The sequence below is a fragment of the bacterium genome (assembly GCA_021159335.1).
Lineage (GTDB): Bacteria > UBP14 > UBA6098 > B30-G16 > B30-G16 > JAGGRZ01.
The window spans coordinates 1-23,090 of sequence record JAGGRZ010000155.1; the positions used below are offsets into that span (position 1 = coordinate 1).

Annotated in this window: 22 protein-coding genes and 1 tRNA gene; 4 read left to right on the forward strand and 19 right to left on the reverse strand. The window is 43.8% G+C overall.

Annotated features, from left to right (window positions below; genetic code table 11):
- Together J7J62_08705 and J7J62_08710 are read right to left on the reverse strand one after the other, a co-directional pair.
- Window positions 1-849: hypothetical protein (locus J7J62_08705; protein MCD6125232.1), on the reverse strand; the 849-nt coding region annotated here is incomplete at its 3' end.
- A gap of 24 nt (window positions 850-873) precedes the next feature.
- Window positions 874-1,131, reverse strand: a complete 258-nt coding sequence (locus tag J7J62_08710; GenBank protein ID MCD6125233.1) for a hypothetical protein — start codon at window positions 1,129-1,131, stop codon at window positions 874-876.
- A 162-nt stretch (window positions 1,132-1,293) separates the two neighbouring features.
- Here J7J62_08710 and J7J62_08715 point away from each other — a divergent pair.
- Window positions 1,294-1,377, forward strand: a tRNA-Leu gene (locus J7J62_08715).
- Between the two features lie 63 nt (window positions 1,378-1,440).
- Here J7J62_08715 and J7J62_08720 read toward each other — a convergent pair.
- Window positions 1,441-5,637, reverse strand: coding sequence for a T9SS type A sorting domain-containing protein (locus J7J62_08720; protein MCD6125234.1), 4,197 nt, complete (start codon window positions 5,635-5,637; stop codon window positions 1,441-1,443).
- A 152-nt stretch (window positions 5,638-5,789) separates the two neighbouring features.
- On the opposite strand from J7J62_08720, the gene J7J62_08725 reads away from it, so the two are divergent.
- Window positions 5,790-6,974 (forward strand): pyridoxal phosphate-dependent aminotransferase family protein, encoded by a 1,185-nt coding sequence (locus tag J7J62_08725; GenBank protein ID MCD6125235.1) that lies wholly within the window; start codon window positions 5,790-5,792, stop codon window positions 6,972-6,974.
- Between the two features lie 2 nt (window positions 6,975-6,976).
- Window positions 6,977-7,441, forward strand: a complete 465-nt coding sequence (locus J7J62_08730; GenBank protein MCD6125236.1) for a hypothetical protein — start codon at window positions 6,977-6,979, stop codon at window positions 7,439-7,441.
- Window positions 7,442-7,453: 12 nt separating this feature from the next.
- On the opposite strand, the gene J7J62_08735 is transcribed toward J7J62_08730, so the two are convergent.
- From J7J62_08735 to groES, 8 genes are all read right to left on the reverse strand, one after another.
- Window positions 7,454-8,104: a TonB C-terminal domain-containing protein gene (locus J7J62_08735; protein ID MCD6125237.1), complete on the reverse strand. Its 651-nt coding sequence runs from the start codon at window positions 8,102-8,104 to the stop codon at window positions 7,454-7,456.
- The gene (locus J7J62_08740; protein ID MCD6125238.1) at window positions 8,097-9,155 is read right to left on the reverse strand and encodes a mechanosensitive ion channel; all 1,059 of its coding nucleotides are present in this window, start codon (window positions 9,153-9,155) and stop codon (window positions 8,097-8,099) included. Before J7J62_08740 ends, J7J62_08735 begins: the two co-directional genes overlap by 8 nt.
- A complete protein-coding gene (locus tag J7J62_08745; protein ID MCD6125239.1) occupies window positions 9,152-9,457 on the reverse strand; it encodes a EutN/CcmL family microcompartment protein in 306 nt (101 codons plus the stop codon). The genes J7J62_08740 and J7J62_08745 overlap by 4 nt, the downstream gene beginning before the upstream one ends.
- A 283-nt stretch (window positions 9,458-9,740) precedes the next feature.
- A complete protein-coding gene (locus J7J62_08750) occupies window positions 9,741-10,022 on the reverse strand; it encodes a (2Fe-2S)-binding protein (GenBank protein ID MCD6125240.1) in 282 nt (93 codons plus the stop codon).
- A gap of 3 nt (window positions 10,023-10,025) precedes the next feature.
- A complete protein-coding gene (gene gcvH / locus J7J62_08755; protein MCD6125241.1) occupies window positions 10,026-10,418 on the reverse strand; it encodes a glycine cleavage system protein GcvH in 393 nt (130 codons plus the stop codon).
- 80 nt (window positions 10,419-10,498) lie between these two features.
- A complete protein-coding gene (locus J7J62_08760; GenBank protein ID MCD6125242.1) occupies window positions 10,499-10,912 on the reverse strand; it encodes a GtrA family protein in 414 nt (137 codons plus the stop codon).
- Between the two features lie 121 nt (window positions 10,913-11,033).
- Entirely contained in the window at window positions 11,034-12,662 is a 1,629-nt protein-coding gene (groL, locus tag J7J62_08765) for a chaperonin GroEL (GenBank protein MCD6125243.1), read from the reverse strand.
- A 26-nt stretch (window positions 12,663-12,688) separates the two neighbouring features.
- Window positions 12,689-12,973: a co-chaperone GroES gene (gene groES, locus J7J62_08770; GenBank protein ID MCD6125244.1), complete on the reverse strand. Its 285-nt coding sequence runs from the start codon at window positions 12,971-12,973 to the stop codon at window positions 12,689-12,691.
- Window positions 12,974-13,170: 197 nt separating this feature from the next.
- Between groES and J7J62_08775 the strand changes: the two genes are divergently transcribed.
- Entirely contained in the window at window positions 13,171-15,624 is a 2,454-nt protein-coding gene (locus J7J62_08775; protein ID MCD6125245.1) for a T9SS type A sorting domain-containing protein, read from the forward strand.
- Here J7J62_08775 and J7J62_08780 read toward each other — a convergent pair whose 3' ends face one another.
- From J7J62_08780 to J7J62_08815, 8 genes are read right to left on the reverse strand one after another with little or no spacing between them, the layout of a single operon-like run.
- Window positions 15,625-16,062, reverse strand: coding sequence for an OsmC family protein (locus J7J62_08780; protein ID MCD6125246.1), 438 nt, complete (start codon window positions 16,060-16,062; stop codon window positions 15,625-15,627).
- A gap of 9 nt (window positions 16,063-16,071) precedes the next feature.
- On the reverse strand, window positions 16,072-16,677 hold the full coding sequence (locus J7J62_08785) for a TlpA family protein disulfide reductase (GenBank protein ID MCD6125247.1): 606 nt from the start codon (window positions 16,675-16,677) through the stop codon (window positions 16,072-16,074).
- Window positions 16,674-17,003, reverse strand: a complete 330-nt coding sequence (gene trxA, locus J7J62_08790) for a thioredoxin (protein ID MCD6125248.1) — start codon at window positions 17,001-17,003, stop codon at window positions 16,674-16,676. Before trxA ends, J7J62_08785 begins: the two co-directional genes overlap by 4 nt.
- Complete coding sequence (locus J7J62_08795) at window positions 17,003-18,175, reverse strand: glycosyltransferase family 4 protein (GenBank protein MCD6125249.1); 1,173 nt, start codon at window positions 18,173-18,175, stop codon at window positions 17,003-17,005. The genes trxA and J7J62_08795 overlap by 1 nt, the downstream gene beginning before the upstream one ends.
- A gap of 60 nt (window positions 18,176-18,235) precedes the next feature.
- The gene (prmC, locus tag J7J62_08800) at window positions 18,236-19,054 is read right to left on the reverse strand and encodes a peptide chain release factor N(5)-glutamine methyltransferase (GenBank protein MCD6125250.1); all 819 of its coding nucleotides are present in this window, start codon (window positions 19,052-19,054) and stop codon (window positions 18,236-18,238) included.
- Entirely contained in the window at window positions 19,051-20,337 is a 1,287-nt protein-coding gene (locus J7J62_08805; GenBank protein MCD6125251.1) for a TolC family protein, read from the reverse strand. The genes prmC and J7J62_08805 overlap by 4 nt, the downstream gene beginning before the upstream one ends.
- A complete protein-coding gene (locus J7J62_08810) occupies window positions 20,334-21,638 on the reverse strand; it encodes an efflux RND transporter periplasmic adaptor subunit (GenBank protein ID MCD6125252.1) in 1,305 nt (434 codons plus the stop codon). The genes J7J62_08805 and J7J62_08810 overlap by 4 nt, the downstream gene beginning before the upstream one ends.
- Before the next feature lie 3 nt (window positions 21,639-21,641).
- Window positions 21,642-22,526, reverse strand: a complete 885-nt coding sequence (locus J7J62_08815; protein MCD6125253.1) for a hypothetical protein — start codon at window positions 22,524-22,526, stop codon at window positions 21,642-21,644.
- Window positions 22,527-23,090: the final 564 nt, after the last annotated feature.

A 23,090-nucleotide genomic window follows, 5' to 3' on the forward strand; every position in this document is an offset into this window, starting at 1 on the left:
ATCACCACCAAGAGATTCATTGAACCCACGCCAGAGGTTTCTACCATGGATTCTTATTGTGTCACCGGGGTTTGCACAGATCGAAGTTGGAGTTATTTCTATTTGATATGGTTCTGGTAAAGAACCTTTATTTAAAATATGACCCGGAACATCCGCCATGCATAGAAGTATATTTTTCGCGAATGTATAAGTATCTGTAGTCTCAGCATTTTCTATACAACTTTCCCAATCTTCCCAAAAATGATTTCCCGTAACAGCTATGATATATCCGCAATTTGTATCGTTAGGAAAGGGAAAGCTTATTGTTGCGAAAACATTGCCTAAACTATCCATGAATATAGGGTAGCAATTTTGCCCACATACTATGTCCCAAGGATATTCAAATGTGACCCTTTGTCCTTTATAAGAAAATGGTTTGAAACTAATATAATTTACAAATATTTCTTCAATCAACGTTGAAGGACGCCGAAATATAACCGATGGTTCCCATTCTACGTATGATAATAGCTCATTTGCTATATATGTCATTTCCGAATTTCCACTCAATCCAATTAATACATTGCCCCCTCTTTTATTAAAACTTACTATCAAATGCTTTTCCCAATCAGTATAAGGATCTAGATAACCACCTAAAGAACAACCCGGATTTTCAATCCATAAATTATCAACATTTTCAACAAATTCCAAACCAACATCTAAAGTATTAAATACCAAAGTACCATATGATACTAATGTATCCAATAAATTATTCCAAACACCAACTTCACAACAATGTTTTTCATCAAACAGGAATTTTGTCGAAATTGAAAATGAATATATGACAAACAAAAATATAATTACTTTTTTCATATTTAATCAGGATTACATAAAAACTTAGTAGCAATTTCTCCAAGTTGTACCATCATAAACTCTCAACTTATGAAAATTTCCATCATAATAAATATCACCTTCCTGTGGAGATGGTGGTGGAACACTGCGAGGTGTTAAATGCAATACATCCGTAATTCTCACAACACAGGGTGCAGTGGTAGAGTAGAATGCGGTTTCGTTGTTTTTTATTATTGTTACATTCTGACCAAAGACTAATGAATAATTCGCATTATTTACAACACTCCAGATCCTGCTCATCATTTCATTCTATAATATTCGTTAGCGGTGTCAAGAGAAAATGAAAAATTTCTTTTAAGCTCATTTTCTTTTACTAAAAACCCAGAGCAAAAATTCTGTTCCAACCACCAAACTTCACTATCATATTGACACAAAGCCTGCTTTGCATATTTATAGAAACAGAAGGCCGGGATGGCGGAATTGGCATACGCAGGGGACTTAAAATCCCCGGGACGAATGTCCGTGCGGGTTCGAGTCCCGCTCCCGGCAAAATAAAAAGCCCCGAGGTCTACCCCGGGGCAATAAATCCAAAAGAAGCACTCCCTATAAGCGTTACTTTATGTAGGCTACCTTCCGCACGAATTTCTCATCGCCGATAGTTATAGTTATGTAGTAAACACCGGATGGGACAGTCTTTCCGATACGCCATATGAATCCGGCAGATGACATCGGCTCAAGCTTTTTGGTTATCACCACTCTGCCCAGAATGTCCCGCACAGTAGCTTCAACGGGCAAGCCATTAGGATTCTCAAACGGTATCACAACGACATTGTTGAACGGGTTAGGATACGGCATTCCAACGGAGGCAGCAACAGGCTTTTGCTGCGCTATACCCTCGCCATGCCAGTTAATATCGAGCTTAAGCGTCTGGTCAGGGATAACTGTGACATCGACGGTTGTATCAGGACACGGTGGACGATGGAATGTCACAGCGTAATCACCTGCTTTAACCGAAATGCGATACCTTCCATATCGGTCGGATATGGTCGAATCTATTATGGGACCAATCATGTATATCTTCGTGTAGCGCGCTGGCAGGTCATCATCCATCCAAACTCTTCCGTAAACTACGCCCTCGTTTTGTCGTGGCGGAAGCAGATATTCGACAAGATTAAGAAGAATTTTCCTTGTCTCGGAAGTATCAGCAAGAGCATGCTTATAATATGTGGTTATGAATGCGCTGCGCCCTATGCCATGGTGATTAACATCCCTGAACAGAACAACAAAACCCTGATCAAGACTGTCAGTGCAGTTGTAAAGTAAGTTCGCATCGTCTGAGGGAATAACGAGGTCGATGTCATGATAGTCACCTGTGGTGAAGCGCTTCGTCGCAAGCGAATCCCTCAATAGGTTAGGATAGAATGCGACAACGCTGTCTTGCAGTTCCGAGGATAACGCGAATGCTTTGTCCAGCGCCGTGTCGGGCATATCCCTAGGACAACCTCTTATATGGAATATCTCATTGGCGTATCTTGGGTCGTATGTCTCAGCGGGCAGCATCTGATATGCGAGGTCGCCACCCTCGAAAAGCAAGCGTCCACCACTTATGTGGAAGTCCTTCAATATCGATAGCCTACTATAATTCATGCCGAAAGCATAAAGTCCCGCCGAAACAATGACCAAGTTATATTTCCACAGGTCAGTTATGGGCGGGAAACTTGTTGCAGAAAGAGTTCTTAGCTCAACCGAGTAGCCAGCATCAAGAAGGTCATGATATATCGCAGTAGCAGCGGTAGAATCGGTGGAAACATCACATATAAGTATGTCATGTGCAGCACGGTTAAGATATACAGTTACATCGGTTACAGTATCAGTTGGCATTAATGTTATGGTTTTTGGCTCGTAGCCACGGCTTCGTATGTGGACCACATAGTTTATGGTTGGCAGGTATCCCATCGTATATGTGATATCATCCAACCTGTGCGCGTAGGCTACTATCTCACCCAGAGTATCGACTATATATATTTCGGCCGTAAGGGGCGAACCCGACGGCGACATCGGCTTGATAAGAACTCTGCTGCATGGTATCGGCCGCATGGTGAATGTGTAACCACCGCTTGCGTAAAGCATTATTGTGTATGAAGTATCATAGTATCCAAACCCGCTGAGATGAACCACATATGTGTCGCAGGGGAACTTCATATGAGCATCAAAAGAACCATCCCAGTCAGCCCTGACGACTGTAACGGTATCACCTGTGGGTTTGAGAAGGTAAAGATAAGGTCTTGTGGTTATCGGTGTACCTGCTGTGTCCACGAGAACACCCTTAAATGGTCCTATGGCTGGCAAAACTGGAACTGTAACGGTAAGAATAACATAGCCAGCTTTCGCGAAACTCACCTTAAGTGGTTTTCTTATCGTGGGGACTACCCGCAATGTTCCAGCATTACTTGATATAAGAATGCTATCGCGAGCGTAACCCGCCCCCTCATAGTAGCAAATGTATCCCGGAAGGGACAGGTCAAAAGTGATAATACCTTCGTGCCCTAAAGCTAGGGTATCATACATCCTTATGTCCGGGACTGTTACAGAGAAGTGGTTCAGAGACCAGCTTGCGGCACCATAGCAAACCAAATCCTTTCGCATTACCCTTCTTCCGCCAGCATATGCCGTCAGCTCCGCTATACCCTCGAAAGGTGGGTTGACGATCATCGTGGCGTGTCCTAATGAGTCAGTATAAGCGCTCTCGCTAAGGCAGAAACCGGTTATCTTCACCAGCGCAGTATCGAATGGAACAGTATCGCCATTATAAATAGTTATGTTAAACACATTATCCACACCGACTCTCAAGCTTTCCGGGGAATAATAAGCTATACTAAGATACTCGTTATAAGTTTTCTTTATGAACGGAATGTACCAGTTAGGCTTTGTCGCAACCACCCATATGCTTCCCGCACTATCGGGGATAAACTCGGGTGTGAATGAGACATATCCGCCCATCGATTTACCAACTCCGAATCTACCTTCACCGCGGGTGAAACTAACGAGCGCATCATCATGGGAAACCGGAATGTTGTATTCAGGCACTCCGAGAGGAACCACACCGCTCCATTCCGAGAGGTCAACTTTAAGAGTTTCCTCGGGAATCCCCCAATAAAGCCATAGTGATGGGTCACCAAAAAATTGCTGAATCTCAAAGTAATAATGCGCATATCTTGTATAGGCAGTCATCAGATGCACAGAGGCCGAAAACATAGCTCCCATGAATGTAACGAAACTATCAGCAAAAAGTCCGTCATATAACTTTCTTTGCCAGTATTCATCAACATTCCAATATGCATAATCGCTCGAACCGATATAGCCAACAGAACCTTTATTCCTGCCTCTTATCCAAGCCTCACCGAAGCATTCGGGGACATCAAATTTCGCAGTCAAACATGAACCACAAATAACCAACGGATACTTACCAGCGTTCGTTAAGGAATGGACATCGGAAGTAACTATATTGGGCTCATGTATCCCGTTAGGATTTCCATGCCCACAATTATTGAACAAAACAACGCCACTGTCCACTCTATCCATCACATCACTTCCAGTATAACCATCGCGCGTATATAATGATTCCGCTTGGAAACGAGGCCTATTCAGCCAATGAGTTATAACATATCTATGCGATTCCCAGCAAATATGGCAATGAGGGTCAGAGTGACAAGCAGTGAATATGGGCTTGGCAAGCCAAAATGGATTCGTTATCTGATATTTTTCATAATAAAGAGTTTTCTCAACTATAGCCTGCACCTGTGAGCAATTAGCAGCCGGGAAACGAGCGTAAATAATATCAGGTAAATAGTCCGTGTCATCTACTGTGAAGTAAATTAAGTCGGTCACATGACGACTCGATGCACCACCTGAAACACTGGCTTCGCCCGGATTCGATGGAACCTGCTCGACATCGCCGACGAGCAGAACGAAATCTGGCGCATGAGGCCAATGGTCGTAGGCATCTTTTATCGTGTCCCGTATAGCGGCAGGAGTGGTGCCAATAGCTCCTACTGGTGTAGCTATAACATTATAACCCATAAGTCTTTTCCACTCAAGCAATGGTGCCAGAGCAGTGCTACAGGGGTCATGGTAGATTACCCAGTAAACTATTGGTGTATCTGGCTCAGTAGGTAAGTCCTCTGGAACGAGCAGGAACAAAGAAAAAATGCGATCGAAATATTTCGAGCGAAGTCTTCTTGGAACAGGGTCAATAGGTCTGTCGAACGACACCTCTATGGTGGCACTCACTATGTGTTTTATCTCACCAGTGCGCGGATTGTAGTATAACACAGGGTTTACGCCAAGCATCGCAAGATGGCGTCCACGCATCGTGCCTACTCGTTCCACATAAACTATCTCGTTTTTTGAGACCTCATAGGTCGCGGTGTTGTACCACTCCTCATCTATCGTAAATGGTGGTGGTGTGCCACACTTTGGTATTGGTGGTTGAACCGGGTAAATCCACTTGGGGAATCCCAGTTCATCCAAAGAAATAGTGCGAGTCTGCATATTAAATATTTTAACATATATGTTTCCCTCGCGCGGGACTTTTATAATTTTCCTGACCACTGGTATTTCAGGACGCCCTATATCCTCTGTCGCGCCCACCTCGCCAAATATGCCAACATGTGAAAATCCATCATATTCAGTTATCTCAAGGTCACCGATATTAAGCTGAAACTGATAACCCATGTCGCTATGGAATTCAGGAACAAGAACACCAGACGAAGCCATACCTACAGCTATTAACAAAATTAATGCTATCATTACGCCCCTCCTTTTCTATAACTCCTTAATCCATTTAATATTTTTTCCTACTAAAATCAAGAGAATTCTACCTTGAATAAGTGAAAAATTTCATTTCTAAAATTGAACCTATTTATTATAATTACCAAATTCAAAATAGAAAGGAAAGTATCATGGGACTTCTCGATAAATGCTATGAATACAAAGATTCTGCACAGGTAAAAAGCATGGGGTTGTATCCATACTTCAGACCGATAACCACAGGTCAGCACACATGGGTTACGCTCGCCAATGGGAAAAGGGTTCTCATGATGGGCTCAAACAGCTACATGGGCCTTACGGATGACCCAAGAGTAAAAGAAGCTGCCATAGAGGCGATAAAGAAATACGGCACTGGTTGTGCGGGGTCACGATTTTTGAATGGCACATTAATAATTCATCAGGAGCTCGAGGAAGAGCTCGCGGATTTCGTTGGTAAGGAATCAGCACTCCTTTACTCGACGGGATTTATGGTGAATCAAGGGGTTATATCGACGCTTGTAAAGTCAGGCGAATATATCATAACCGATAAGCTCGATCACGCTTCAATAATAGACGGCGCCATGCTTTCTCGAGGCAAAATGGTGCGGTTCAAACACAACGATATGGACCACCTTGAACTCGTGCTCTCCAAGCTTCCCAGGGACGCAGGCAAGCTTATAGTTATCGACGGCGTTTTCTCCATGGATGGTGATATAGCGAGGCTTCCTAAAATAGTTGAGCTCGCGGAGAAGTACAACGCAGCAGTAATGGTCGATGATGCACACGCACTTGGCGTTCTGGGACCCAATGGCGAGGGCACGGCGGCGCATTTCGAGCTTACCGAAAAAGTTGACCTTATAATGGCTACATTCAGCAAATCGCTGGCGTCCATAGGCGGCTTTGTCGCAGGCGATGAAGAAGTAATGGAATACCTAAGACACCATTCGCGCGCGCTAATTTTTTCTGCAAGCCCACCACCAGCCTCAGTAGCAGCGGCAAGAAAAGCGCTTGAGATAATAAAAACTGAGCCATGGCGCAGGGAAAGATTGTGGCAAATAACCAAGTTCATGCAGGACGAGCTGAGAAGGCTTGGATTCAACATAGGCGTAACGGAAACCCCCATAGTACCGATAATAGTTGGCGACATAATGACAGCGCTTAAAATGAACAAAATGCTCGAGGACGAAAGTGTGTTCGTGAATCCAGTAGTCCCGCCCGCAGTTCAGCCGAATCAATGCCTTATAAGGCTTTCGTTTATGGCAACGCATACCGACGAAGACCTTGAATTCGCTCTTGAAAAGCTCGAGAAAGTAGGGAAAAAACTTGGCGTTATCTAAAAATGAACAAGGTTTTGTTCTCAACACTGATAATAATCGCAATAGGCGCATCATTATGGGGAATAACTCCACCCGCAGATGTAATAATTGACATCCCTGAATCAGTATGTCAGGATATTGAAACAGTGGTAGTAAACATAACGATAAAAAGTAACATTGAAGATACCATAGCATTAGCTCTTAGCCAGAAAACCCCGCTTATTCACATAAAAATCACGGATTGCGACGATCAAATCCTTTTGGAAAAGGACATTGGACTTGAAATTTTCGAATCGATGCTCGGGCATATCGTAGAGATAAAAAGTGCGGTACTTAAAATTATTCCCTTTGGCTCGCAGAACATTAAATTCATATGGGTTACCAAGCACGCGCTTTCAAAAACGGGAAAGTATACTATAGAAGCTTTTATGCCAAGCCTAAAAGCCTATGCCAAGAAATTCCTTTTCGTAAAAAAATGTCCGAAATAACCTCGCCTGAACCTACCTTCCTATATGCTCGAACTCGAAGTGCACCCCAAGATGGTCACCACTGTAGCTATCCGGAAGAGGCGGCATGGGTGACGAAACTAAAACGGCTCTAAGAGCAGCCTGGTCGAAAAGTAAGCTACCCGACTTTTTTTCAACCTTCGCATCAAAGATTGTGCCGTCACGCGCTATCTTAAAGTAAATTACTGTTGACAATCTTTTACCACCTCTTACCGGATTAATCCAGTTGCTCCCGATTTTACTTATTATGAGGTTCAGGTAAAAATCATCGGTAAACTTTTCGCCCTCAAGCCTTACTTTTGCGCTCCCGCGAGGTAAACTTTTACTCCGGATGGTTTTCTTCTCGGGCTTTTTAGGTTTTTTGGGTTTCTTTTTAATCCTTTTCTTTTTTTTGACTATTCTCTCGGTTAGTTCTACCTTCTTGCTCTTCTCAGGCAACGAGGGCAAATAGGGGATTATCTTAACGGCGTAAACCTTTTGGGGTGGTTTCATCTTTGCCGAGCGAACCGCGAAAAAATAAAGCATCGCCAAAATAACCACATGTCCAATTAAAGATATGAACATGCTTCGCCCAAATCTCCCATTCCGGGCAAACACAGTAGGAACCGAATAGGTCGAGAATCTGTTTTGGGCAGGCTCAGCCATTCTTATCGTCCGTCTTCATGTGAACATCTATTTGGGGGAAAGGGATTTCAATACCCTCCTCACCGAACTTTTGATAGATACTTTCGGTAAGCTCTTTTTCGGTAAAAAATGCGTCGGAATACGCCCCAACCCGCGCAAAAAGGGTAAGATTTATAGCACTGTCGCCAAGATTGCTGACAAAAGCTTTCGGAGCTGGGTCGTCAAGCACCTTGGGATGCTCGCGCGCCACCTGCTCCATTATCTCGCGGGCTTTCCTCGTATCGGTTCCATAGGCAACACCAACATCCACCCTAACTCTTATCGTGGCATTAGGATAAGACAAATTAACTATCTTTTGTTGAATTAGTTGTTTGTTGGGAATTATTATCAGATTATTGTCGAATGTCAGAATCTTAGTGCTTCTAAGCCCAATCTCAACCACATCGCCGACATCGCCCGACGATAGTTGTATCCTATCACCAATCCTGAATGGACGGTCGAACATTATCAGAATGCCAGATATCGTGTTCTCTATAGTATCTTTTACTGCGAGTGCAACAGCAGCACCCGCAACCCCCATCGAAACTACAAGCGCGCTTATATTGATTCCCAGATAGGCAAGTATTATCATAACAGCTATCAATATTACCAGGGCATCGGATATTTTTCTAACGAGTGGGAAAAACTGCACTACTACCGAGGGTTCCCGTCGTTTTTGAAGCCGGTCGCGGAGAACAATCCACATGGTATCGAGTATCCCGTCAACGAGTCGAGCACCGAAAATTATTGCCACTATAACTATTATTTTGTTAAGGACTGCTATTACCCTCAAATCAACTTGCGGGAATGTCGATGGTATGTCGTTCACTATCCACGCAAGAGCAATAAGTATCAGCACCTGATATATCGAGCGCCTGCGAATCATTCGAACTATCATCGCAGCGGTTTCGAACTCTTTTTCATGTTTCTTTCGCTCAAATATTCGAAGGAGGATCGATACCAGAAGGGAAAGCACGAACGAACCCGCAAGCACTGCTGCCCACAAAATTATTTTGGCAGAAAGCTGGCTCATGATTTTTTATCGTTCTTCTTATAAATAGTCTTGCCGCCCATCACCAGTTCGTCAACAACGCCTATTATAGCAGCATCGACAGGCTTTCCCTTAAGACCGGTTGCCACACGCGCGGAACTGCCACGAACCACGAGCACTATATCGCCTATACCGGCATCGACGATATCGACAGCAACCATGTTAAGACCTTTTGGGGTTAAATCCTCAGGGTTTAATGCGGTCACGGTGAGGAGTTTATAGCCCTTTATCCCCACATCTTTCCTCGTTGCCACCAGCAAACCTTTTACTTTGCATATTTCCATAAAATTTCCCTTGCTAATCCTTTATTTATAATTATATTATTTTTTGCGGGGAGGCAATGACCCCTATCATTGGACCGATGGAGGTCGCCCCCCGAGGTTGAGCTAACGCGATGACCTCTGCGCGATTGGCTTCGGCTTTGCGCAGAGCGAGCGGATGCAAAATACCGAGGGTGGCTATAAAATCCTCTAAAGTACTCGTGAGAGCGGGTCTCGGTCTCCTCCCCGCACTTTTATTTTTAATGGGCAACATTCTCGGAAAAATTCTTAAAGGATATTAACCGAATTACGGCTTTTCCCTACCCGAATGGATCACCCCGATAAGAACATTAACTGCTGGTGGTCTTTTAGTAGGGGGTTGAATTTCGGCGACGCTTTTACCCAAAAACCTTGCCAGTTCCCGCCTTATAAGGCTCGTGCAGGTTCTTCCCTGGCAGGGACCCATGCCAACTCTCAGATATCGCTTTAGCTCTTCAAAATCAGTATAGCCCTGCCTTATAGCACGCCTTATTTCATCAAGTGTTATGTCCTCACATCTACAAATTATTATTTCTTCATCTTTGTGCATCAATTATTTAGCGTGTTCCTCGATCTCGCCCTCAAGCCACGGTATAGCATCGTCTATATTCATTAACTCGTTAATTTCATCGGGGTTTGAAAGCTTAACCTTAAAAAGCCAATTCTCGTAAGGAGCTTCGTTTACTATCGATGGCTCGTCCTCCACTTCCTCGTTAACTTCTATTACCTCTCCTGAAACGGGAGCGATGAGTTTGCCGACCCACTTTCCTGTTTCCACTGTTCCTATTCGCTCATCTTTCGTTATTTCGTCTCCCTCCGCTGGCATGTCTATGTATGATATTTCGCCAGCGAGCTTGCAGTAAAAGTCTATAAGCCCTACAGTTGCCTCATCGCCCTCAACTTTAACCCAGCAAAATTCGGGATGATAAAGCAAATCCTCACGCATTTCATAACCTTTTACATCCATTGTTCCTCCTTTCATTATGGCGTTTTGGCAAAATTTAAAACGCTAAAGCTCATTGTCAATCAGAATTTTCTCCTATAAGTCCAAAAATGATTAAGTAAAAAATTCGCACCAGCAGCAAGGGCTATACCGAAAAGATTTGCTATAAGATAATTTACCCCCAACCTTTTGTTCAGCAAAACCAGAACCGGCAAGTTAATGCCAAACGCCGTTATAGCTACCGATGTATGATAGCGCCACATCCTGCCCAGAAAGGTTCTTTGATGACTATCACGCCAGGTCCAGATATCGTTCAAAATAAAATTGGACATTATCGAAATTTCTATCGCAAAAGCACCAGCCAGCTCAACAGGAAGCTTTACCACAGTTTTGAAGAACCACAACATACCCATGTTAACTCCGACACCGCTTAAGCCTACCGCAGCAAAGCGAATAAATCGCAATTTGAGGCTTATAGTTTGATTATTATCAGGCATAGCTCATAAAATTTAGAACAATTTCTTTACAGCGCAAGCAGAGTGCACCCAAAAAATAAAAAAACGGCCCCACACGAAGTGGAGCCGCAGAAGCTGCAATAACCTCATTCTCTTCTTGAAATCAATACTCGTATTCACCCGGCGATGGCATAGGCGGTTTCTCTTTCTTCTCGGGCTTCTCAACCACAAGCGCCTCTGTCGTAAGCAGTAGGGATGCTATAGATACCGCATTCTCGAGCGCTATTCGCACCACCTTTTTCGGGTCAATAACACCCGATTGCAGCAGATTTTCGTATTTTTCGGTCTCAGCATTGAATCCGTAGTCGCCATCTTTGCTCATGACCTCATTAACCACTACTGACCCCTCATAACCCGCATTGTTAGCTATCTGTTTCAGCGGTTCAGCGAGAGCCTTCTTAAGAATAACCGTTGCTATCTTCTCATCGCCTTTCAGGTCTTTTCTGACCTTATCGAGCACAGGAATGGTCCTTATGAGCGCTACACCACCACCGGGAACTATTCCCTCTTCTACTGCTGCACGGGTAGCATGCAAAGCGTCCTCAACGCGGGCTTTCTTCTCCTTCATGTCGGTCTCGGTGGGAGCACCAACCTTTATTACCGCGACACCACCAGCAAGCTTGGCAAGTCTCTCCTGAAGTTTTTCACGGTCCCAATCGGAAGTCGCCTTATCTATGAGTGTTCGTATCTCGTTTATTCTGGCTTTAATCATCTCAGGGTCACCTTTCCCACCAACTATAGTTGTATTATCCTTGTCCACAACCACCTTATCTGCACGGCCGAGCTGCTCTATCTTTGTGTTTTCGAGTTTGAATCCGAGCTCCTCGGATATAACCTGTCCCCCAGTAAGTATCGCTATATCCTGAAGCATCTGCTTTCTTCTATCGCCGAATCCGGGGGCTTTGACTGCGCACACCTTCATCGTTCCGCGGAGTTTGTTCACAACGAGCGTCGCCAGCGCTTCACCCTCGACATCCTCAGCTATAACGAGCAACGGTTTCCCAGCATTGAATATTTGTTCGAGAAGCGGCAGTATATCCTTTACAGAACTTATTTTTTTGTCGTGGATGAGAATGTAAGGCTCCTCAAGCACAGCCTCCATTTTCTCGGGGTCGGTTATGAAGTAGGGGGAAATGTAACCACGGTCAAACTGCATACCCTCAACCACCTCAAGAGTTGTCTCCGTTCCTTTAGCCTCCTCAACCGTTATCACGCCCTCTTTCCCGACCTTATCCATCGCCTCCGCAATGAGCTTTCCTATCTCCATGTCGTTGTTCGCGGAAATAGCGGCAACATTTGCGATCTCCTGGGAATCAGAGATATCCTTCGCCATTTTCTCGAGCTCGTCCACTATAGCCTTTGTCGCTTTCTCAAAACCTCTCCTCAGAGCCTGAGGGTTCGCACCCGCCGTGATGTTCTTTAGTCCATCGAGGAAGATCACCTCAGCGAGGACAGTGGCTGTGGTTGTCCCATCACCCGCGACATCTGATGTTTTGCTTGCTACCTCCTTCACGAGCTGTGCACCAAGGTTTTCGAATGGGTCCTCAAGCTCAATCTCCTTGGCGACTGTCACGCCATCTTTCGTTATCAACGGTGAACCGAACTTCCTCTCGAGTATAACATTTCTTCCCTTTGGTCCAAGCGTTACCTTGACCACATTTGCCAGCTTGGTTACGCCAGCTTTAATCTTTTCGCGGGCATCTATCGAGTACTCTATAATTTTTGCAGCCATTTTTCACCTCCTTTCGCTTGCTTGGGTTATTCTATTATCGCGAGCACATCTGACTCGCGCATTATGAGATATTCCTCGTCGTCTATCTCTATCTCAGTTCCAGCGTACTTGGCAAAAAGAATTTTATCACCCTTCTTCACTTTAAGTGGGACAATTTTTCCCTCATCGTTTATTCTGCCTTCACCGACCTCGATGACTTCGCCCTGCTGCGGTCTTTCCTTGGCAGTATCGGGGATTATTATTCCACCCTTTTTTACCTCTACCTCAATGGGTTTCACGAGAATTCGGTCGTACATCGGTTTAATTTTCATTTTTCACCTCCTTTATCTTATTGTCACACAACGATTTAGCTCTAATTTTTAGCAACACTTTCTTGGGAGTGCTAATATAGTGATAAGCAAATTTTTGTCAAGAAATTTTTTAATAAAAAGATGTGTAAAGTTTGATTTCTAAATCAATGAAGATTAATATGAATATAGCAAAAATTCCCATAATAGGAGGCGATAACATGAAAAAATCTTTGGCGATTAATTTTATTCTATTCATCAGTTTATTCTGCATAGAATGGCAACCTGCAGGTCCCGGAGGCGGCGGAGCAATGTTTGTTCCTGCTGTATCGCCCCATAACCCAAACCTAATGTTCATATCCTGCGACATGGGTGGTGTATATAGAAGCACCGATGGTGGTACAAGCTGGCACATGATTAATTTCAGACAATTAAAAAATTCAATAGCCTGCCCACCTGTTTTTCACCCTGTTGACTCGCTGACAATGTGGGATGATTGCTACAGAAACTGGCGGTATTACATAAATATATCGACCGACGGCGGAGAAACATGGGATTCCGTATGGCGTTCACCGAGGAAAATATTGGCTCTTCATTGCCTAAGGGACACACCGCTCTGCGTGTTGGCGTCGGTGCAGGACTCGGGGATATATAGAAGCGTGGACGGAGTTTCTTTCGCGTTAACATATCGAGTAAAAAATGTGTTCAAATTCGACGAAAACGATTCAGGAGTCTTCGCGTGCTCTGAAACGCTGCTCCTTCGCTCAACTGACAGGGGCGTTTCGTTCAGCAACATCCCACTCCCAGCTGGAATAACAGCTTCGAATGAGATAGTTGACATAGCGGCAAGCGGCGAAAAACTTTTCGTTCTCTCGCCATCCACACTCTGGTGTTCGAGCGATTGCGGGATAAGCTGGCGGACATGTATTAACTCGTCTTCCTACGAACGAGGAAATTTCCAATTCGTGCGGGCAGCGGGAAACTTCGTCTGGGTAACCACAGACAACAGCGGCAGGAAACAGCCAACCGCGCTTCTTTCCACCGATGGCGGAATTACATTTAGTGAAGTATTTTTCTGCAACAGTTCCTGGGGTGATGTTCCCAATCTCGCTCATGGCTGGATTTCGCTTGATTATAGCTGTGGCTGGGGCGGTGCAGCCATAGGATTCACTATCTGCCGAACCAATCCAAAAATAGCACTCTGGACAGATATGGGGCGCGCGCTCGCAACATTTAGCGCCGGGACAAGCTGGGCAGCAGTATACACCGAATTCGCGGATACCGGCTCACGAAGGGATGGCGCAAAGTGGCGCTCGGTAGGGCTTGAGGTAACGACATCGTGGGATCTATACATATCAAAAACGAGACCCGGCAGAATGAGAATAGCGTATACAGACATAAGCGGAGCGATAAGCGATGATGGAGGCGCAACATGGCAAATAGCTTTTGAGGGAATACCGACAACCTGGCGAAACACAAACTACGACCTCGAATACGACTCGACAACCGGCATTCTTTGGGGAGCTTTCTCGGGTCTTCACGATATAAAAGGTGGCTGGAGTGCGAATTTCTGGAACAGAAGCGGACATGGCGGCGTCGCCTACTCAACTGACCAAGGCAAGTCATGGATAGCTCTTCATGGTGGTCTCCCGGATAAGCCAGTAACATCCATAGCCATCGATTATACATCTCCTCCAACCGCGAGAAGAATATATGCTGCTGTTTGGTCGGATGGCATATGGCGAAGCACCGACGGCGGAAGAACATGGGAAAGATGCTCACGAGGACTCGATTGCGGAAGTGGCACGTCCACGGCGCATGGTCCGAACACACACATGGTGGAAGTAAAAGTTCACCCTACAGGCACAGTTTTCGCGCTCAAAACAAAATATATACGACCAGACTATATAATAAAAAATGACGGTGGTTTGTGGAAATCCACTGACGGCGGAGACAATTGGGAATGTATATCGACAAATGTTGCCGACTGTCCACCCGTTTCATGGATAGACAGTGCTGGCGAGCATTCGTGGGCGGACCCTATATCGTTCGTTCTTGACCCTTTAAATGTGGACCACATATGGGTTTGTGCACAAAACTGCAACAACGGAAAAGTTCAGGGCGGATTGTACGAGACAACGGATGGTGGTAGAAATTGGACACGAATATTGAGAATATATGGTGCGCTCACTTTAACTAAATCTACATACTATCCCAATACATTTTATCTTGGCACAGCAAGAAACGGTATTATGGTCTCTACTGATGGGGGAGTTACATGGAGCGAAATAACAAACTTTCCGTTCGAAACCGTAACTAAAATTACTGAAGACCCATTCGATAGTAATGTAATCTGGATAAACACTTTCGGTGGCGGTGTATGGAAAGGATATATACATGGAACGGGTATAATAAATAAAAATGAAAAATATAACAATATGAAGTGCACAATTTCTATATACCCAAATCCATTCAATAATGCTATTTCGATTCTTGCTGACTATGATGCAACAATCAGAATAATAACTATAAACGGGCGAATTGTTTACAGCGGGAAAATAGCGAAAAAATCGCGTTTTATATGGTATCCTCGTGAGCTTAATTCAGGTATATATATTCTCGAGGCCTCTGCTGGAAATAGCAAAATATATAGAAAAGTATTATATATAAAATAACTACTCAGTTACCTCGAAATCCCAGTCGACCTTTATGCCAGCCATTCTTACCACTGCAGATACCGAGCAGTATTTGTCCTGCGAAAGAGTTATGGCTCTCTTTACCTTACTTATATCAACTGCATCAGGCGAATCCACCGAAATAGTGTAATTCAATTTTATATATTTGGGAACCTTTGGATGATCATCTTCCCTTTCCGCCTCAAGCCTCATTGCAAGGCGCTTAAGTGGTATCCGCATTTTCTTAAGTATGCTTATAACATCCATAGCTGTGCAAGCTGCGAGGCTAACGAGAAATGTTTCAAAAGGTCTTATCGCAGCATTATGACCACCGTGGGACTCGTCAGCGTCAAAAACGACCCAGTGCCCCGAGTCAGCTTTCCCTACAAGCGTTAATCCGTCAACCTGCAGGATTTCAACGGTAACTTTTTTGCCCATATTAATATTCTATTTTTTCGTTACTGGTTCCTCTATTAATTTCCTCACCCACTGGTCGAAAAAGCTTTCTGGCCTGTAGCCAATAACTTTGTGCCTTATGTTGCCGTTTTTATCGATTATGAATGTCGTGGGAATAGACGAAATGTTCCCGAATCTCCTTACCATTTCAGGATTAGCCATCCCGAGCAAAACGGGATAATTTATGCCAAGCTTTTTGGAAATCTTCTTAACTGTCTCTTTCGGCACTCTGCTGTCAAGATTAACTCCTATAACGATAAAAGGTTTCCCCTTGTATTTTTTCATTAATCTCACGAAGCCCGGTATTTCGTATCGGCAAGGGGCGCACCATGTCGCCCAAAAATCGAGTATTATCACCTTGCCCCTGTGGTCGGATAGCCGAACTCTTTTCCCGGATAGTGATGGTAGCTCTATGTCTGGGGCTTTAATCTGTTCCAAAAGATTCGCCGCCTGTGGCTTTTGCTTCTCATACAAGCTCTCAACTTTTTCAGTCGCCTGCTTGGACTTGCTCTCTTTTGACCCGCCACATCCGTAAAAGGCAAGCAAAGACAACATAAAGCCAGTCAGAAGAATTTTTGCTACTTTGTTTTTGTTCATTTCCCAATCACCTCTTCCACTTTTTTCTTTATCACCTTGTATGGCACCGCGCCGACTATTGACTTTACTGGAACACCATCCTTAAAGATCAAAAGTGCCGGTATACTTAATATTTGATATTTAGCGGCTATTTGTGGGCTTTCGTCCACATCGAGCTCGTAAACCTTAAGCCGCCCCTCGTACTCCTTAGCTATTTTCTCTACAAAAGGTTCTATCATCTTGCACGGAGCACACCAAACACCCGAAAAATCAATCAAAACGGGGAGCTCCGATTTTAGGACCTTCTCCTCGAAATCAGCGTGTGTTACTTTTGGAATACCCGCCATTAACTCTCCTCCTTTATTTCCTGTATTATACCCTCGATTCTCTCCGCTATTATCCGCCAATCAAGTCGTTCTAAGGCATATTTTCTGGCTTTAGCCCCCAAATTTTTGTAATTATCGTTTGTCAGCAAATAGTTCATTTTCTCCGACAAGTCTTTATCGAAAGGGGGATTTATACCTATCGCCACGCCATGCTCCTCAAGCTTCTTGAAAGTTTCGCACCGCGTTATGAGACTCGGCACAGCCGATGCAGCGTAATGATTAACCTTCACCTGCCAGCAATACGGCGCGACATCAGGGTCCATAAGTGCAACACCGACATCAAACGCAGCAATATAATCTCGACTCTGCTCAACAGTAACCGGTGAAACAACCATTATTCGGTTCTTAACACGGCTTTCTTCCACCAATCTGAGCAATCGACCGAGCTCACTCCCAGACCCCCCAACGAAAAGCATCACATCATCTCGTTCATCGGCAAGGAGCTCAAAACCTCGAATCACGACATCAAGCATGTGCCACGGATACATTGCGCCGATATATCCAATCCAATATGCGTCCTCGGGTTTCATCCCAAGCTTGCGGCGTAAGGCGATTTTATCCGCAGAAGGCGTAAATCTTTTCGTGTCAACGCCATTAGGAACGAATTCGAAACGGTCCGGGCTAATATTGTACTTTTTCGACAAAAAACGCGCTATCTCGGAAGTTACCACAATGTTTTTAGTCGCCTTACGGATTCTTGACGGAAATCTGAACAGGACATCCAGCAAAGCAATAAACTTAGACCTCGTATTCTTCAATTTCCGAGCCTCAATGTTTATAAGACCATTATGCTCAAGAATTACCGGAATTCGGTGTTTTATTGCCGATGAAATAACGCTTCCTGCAAGAAAATAGTCTCTAATATAGAGCACATCAATATCGCCAGGCAAATTCCCAGCCACAGCCCTATCAAATCCAAGACTATTTTTACCGCTTATTACCATCATTCTCACGCTGTCATTTAATCCTGATTTCTTTTCGGTTCTGGTAATCAAGGTTACCCTGTGTCCAAGTTCGCAAAGTCCATTGACTACTCCCTTAACATGCTCGCTTACCGCATTATCCTGCGAAATATCGTGATAGCATATGTAACCTATCGATAATCCAGCCATAAATAATTTACAAAAATCCATTTGGTGTTAAAAAAACTAACTCACTAATTTTGTCAAGTGTGAAAAAATTCCCAAAAAATTTTAGGTTCTCCTAACGATAGCTACTCTTGGAATGCCAGAGTAATCCTCTATTATCTCACAATCCTCACCAAAAATTTGCCTGACTTTTTCAGCCTGCCCATAACCAAATTCAAAAGCGAGAAATTTAGCTCCAAGTCTCTCAAAAATGTTTGGCAGCCTTTTTATCACATCCATTCCGTCCTTACCGGCAAACAAAGCTTGATGAGGCTCAAACATGACTTCTTTCTGAAGATCGCTCTTTTCGCTTTCCGGAATGTAAGGAGGGTTACAAACTATGAAGTCAGCTTTCTTAATAGCTTCTGCGAGGTCACAGGCGATCGGAAAGAATCTATCGCCAACCCAATTTTTTGATGCATTCGCCCTCGCCAGAAACAAAGCTTCAGGTAAAATATCGGTTCCAAAAATTTTCCAATTCTCCCTGTTCACCAAAAGAGCTATAGCAATGTTTCCGCAACCCGTTCCTATGTCAACTCCAAGCAAAGGTTCATCGCCGAGCCTTCCCAGCACGGCTTCAACCAAAAGTTCAGTCTCGGGGCGGGGAACCATAACTGACTCGTTTATATTGAATGTAAGCCCAAAAAAGTCCCATTGTCCAATAATGTATGCTAATGGTTTCCTCGTTGCGCACCTACGCTCCACAATATTGTCCGCTTTAAGCATTACATCATCAGGTAATTCGTGGTTCATGCTGGCGAGAACTTTCCCCCTCGAGATATTTAATAAATAAGCTAATATAAGCTCTGCCTCGACTTTTGGGCTTTCACAACCTGCGCGGGATAACTTTTCTGATGCTACTAATATCCAATCTTCCAGCTTCATGGGATATTACCAGCACAAAGCCATTTCAAAGTTGCTTTAGCTCTATGGAAATCGGCTATAGCTTTTACTCTCTGTATCTGCGCCTGCTCAAGAGCCATTTCAGCATCCATTAACTCGAGAAGAGTTGCGCTGCCAAGGTCATACTTCTTTTTAGCAGCCTCGAGAAGCAATTTAGCCTGCTCTAATTGCGCAGTAGCAAGTTCGAAACTGACGATGTTTTGCCGCAGGCGTCTATATGCCTGCCGTATTTGCCTTTTAGCGTCATCCAAAGCAACCGATTCCTCAATTTTTGCCATCTCGAGGGAAGCATGGCTGCTTTTAACGGAGCTTATTCTCGATGTTCCGCCAAAAATCTGCCAGGAAAAGTTTATTGAATAACTCCATTTCATATTGTTTGTTATCACGCTGGGCGACGAAGGAAGTTCGCTCCCAAACCAGTCATAACCAGCGGAAATAGTAACCATCGGAAGATAATCGAGCCATGAAGACAAGTTGCTTAGCTGAGCATATCTCCTTGAAAGCACAGATTGCCTGTATGCCCTGTTCTGCTCGAAACGAGCAAGATAAACCTCTAAAGCAGGCAATTCCTCAACTTTAGGAAGAGAAAAAGATGTATCCACCGTTATCGATGAATCTGATGGGAAACCAAGAAATTTACATAAATTTTCTCTTGCGGTTTGCAATGCATCCTCTGCCTGAACCAGATTGTATTTTTTCTGCGCAAAATTAACCTTCATTCTAACGAAGTCCATTTTTGATGCGAGACCGAGCTCATACTTTTTTCGCACGAACTCAAGTTCCTTCTCGGCTCTTTTAAGAGACTGCTTTGCGATAACGAGACTCATAGTGGCCTCAACGACTGCAAAGTAGGCATCAACGAGGGAAAGTTCGAGCCTATCAAATTCATTACGATAATTAAGTTCGGCTATTTTTTTGTTAATATCAGCCTGAATATAACTAATAACATTCCGTCCGCTCCTCACGCTTGGCAACGATAATGAAATCCCGAAGCTCCAGTTCTGCGGCTGTGGCTGATAAGGAGTGAATTCAAATTGCCGCTGACGCTTAGAGTAAGTCGCATATGTCGAAAGCTTTGGTAGAAACGGGTTTAGCGCAGCAAGATAGGATGCTTTTGCCTGTTCGTAGCGATACCTTGCGAGTTTTATTTCAGGACTTCGTTCGCATGCTATGCTTTCTGCCTCGGCGAAGGTTAGAACATTGTCCTGCCCGACAAGCTCCGAAACAAATGCAATTACAATTATAGCCAGTATCCACAACCTCATTTCGACCTCTCTTTCGGGGATTCGGCTTTTTTGGCGCTTTCGGGTTTTACACTGTCTTCCTTCGCTTCTTTAGGTTTAACTCCTTCTTTCTCGGTCTTTTTTGTTTCGATTTCGCCTCGTGGAGCTTTACCACTAAACTTTACTCTAATGGCTTTCCCCTTGAACTTCCTCAATTGGATCTTTCGAACCGGCATTCCATCTCTAAGCTCACGGATAACCTTAAATGGACCTGTTATTATCTCATCACCGGCAGATAACCCCTCAAGGACCTCTGCAAATCTATCGTCCGAAATACCCGTTTTTATTCTTACTTTTCTTGCTACACCATCCTCATACTTGAAAACACCCTCACCCTCTTTTCCTGTAAGCGTGTCACGATATGCCACTATTGCAGAAAGAGGCACAGCAAGAACACTTTCATGAACTGCCGTTGTTATCGTTACGGTAACGGACATTCCGGGGCGTATTTTGGGGCTTGGATTCTCCACCGAAATCTCAACGGGGAATGTTGCTCTTTGCTCCTGCATACTTACTTTCGATATATTAGCCTCGTGCGAAATATAGGTAACCCTTCCGTGGAAAAAAGTGTCCGGGAACGCATCAAGCTCAATTTTTGCCTCCTGACCAATGCTTAGATCAACTATGTCTGCCTCATCGACATTAACTTTTGCAAGAAGGCTCGAATGCTGGGATATGGTCATTATAACGCTTCCGGGATTGTTCATCGTTCCCACAACGACGAATTCGCCTTTTTTGGCCTTTATAGATGTTACTATTCCGTTTATAGGGGATGTTATCACCGTATGCGCAAGGTTATCGCGAGCCTCTCTTAGGGCAGCCTGCGCCGATTCGAGTTGTGCCTCAAGAACATCGACCTCAGTCTGAGCATTTATTAGCTGGTCCTGCGATACAGCTCCGCTCTCGTATAGCTCCTTCATTTTCCTCAGATTCTCCCTCGCCCTTTTCAAATTAGCCTCAACCTGGTGAACCTGAGCACGAGCACGATTAAGCATAGCTATGTATCTATCCCTGTTTAACACCACAAGAGTATCTCCTACATTAACCGTATCGCCCTCGTCCACATACAGGCTTTCTATCTTTTCGGAAACCTCGGCAGAGATGTTAACATCACTTTTCGCTTCAACGCGACCGAATGCTATAACAGTGGATTTAATTGTGCGTAATCGCACTTTATCAGTATCGACCGCTTTCGCAGCTTTCCTGCACCCCTTAAGCCCAAAGATAGCACCAGCCAAAACAACAGCGATAACTACTACCACTATGATAATCGTGTTTTTCATTTTTCACCTCAACTGGTATACCGCCCACTTTTTGTTTTTATAAACTGGCTTTTGCGCCACTTTTTCGACACACGGAACTACAATGTAAGTCGCGCCATATTTTTTTGCAAGCGCAGTCTTCTGCTCCCAAGACATTTTTCGATAGGATTCCGCTACAGCATCGCAGGTATAGCTTTCGGGATTAAAATCCTTTAACCTGTGCCACCATAATGTATCCACCCCCGGTCCTGCTTTCCAGTCGAACACTATGGCTCTCTGCGAGTAGACCCTGAATCCGTCAACTTCAGGTGGTGTCAAAAATATTGCTTCCTTGGGAGTATTTTCCCTCGCCCACATCTGCACATCTTTCCAGTATTTATCCTGAACATAAAAAGGTCCGCCAAACAACGAGCGAGCTATTGCCACGAACAGCAATGCATATACAGGATACAACTTAAATTTTATTTTATTTTTATATATTATACCTAATGCGAGGAGAACGGCAAGCAATTGAAATCGAATATAAATTTTATAATCGGCAAAAACAACATATTTTAAAGCATTCGGCGAAACTTTCCCTGCCCATATTAAAACTGGTCCCAAAAACGCGATTATAACCCATAATGCCCCCAAAACCGATACCACACCCCTTTTTTTAAATATGAGCGGGAAAAACATCGAAATGTGAAGTAATTGAGGTTGTTGGCCCACCACAGGGAAAAAGCGCATAAGTGAGTTTATGTTCGCCTTAATGTTTTCATATATATATCTAACCAAAAAAGGCAAAAACACGGCCACGAAAAAAACTGTTCCTCTAAGTGCCTGAAGCCTTATTAAAGTTATATTGGAAAGTAGCTCACCAACAAATGCTATAGTAATGCAAAATATCGCTGTTAATATAAATGGCATTGCATATAACTTTATATAATCCCAACTTTTCCTCAATTCGTATACAACAATTATTGAAAAAACGAGGAAGGGAATCCATATAAAACCCAGTTTCGATGGAAACATCTCAATCATTGAACGAATATACAATATTTTTACGGCTATAGCCTGATTTGTGGGCAAATTTAGTTTAGAAAACCACAGCAGGGACGGTAATGATATTACAAATATCAAAATAGCACCAATAAATAAACTTCGCCACGAATTTTTGTATATAGTGATCAGCCCCCAGATGATAGCAGCAGGAAACGCCAATATCATATGTATATTAAAAGAAAGTCCTATGAAAATGGCTGATAAAACAAATTTGTCTCTGAATGCGAAATAAAAAGATAAAAGTATAAAAAACATTGCGGGCATCTGATGCGTAAAAGTCCCCCACCATTTGCTTGCGCCAAGAGATGGTAAATAACCCGATGCTAATATTACTGCTGACCAAATTACTATCTTTTGTGAAAACCCCAATCTTTGCCATATCAACATCAAAGAATATATAATAGCGGTTTCAAATATAAGAAAACCTAT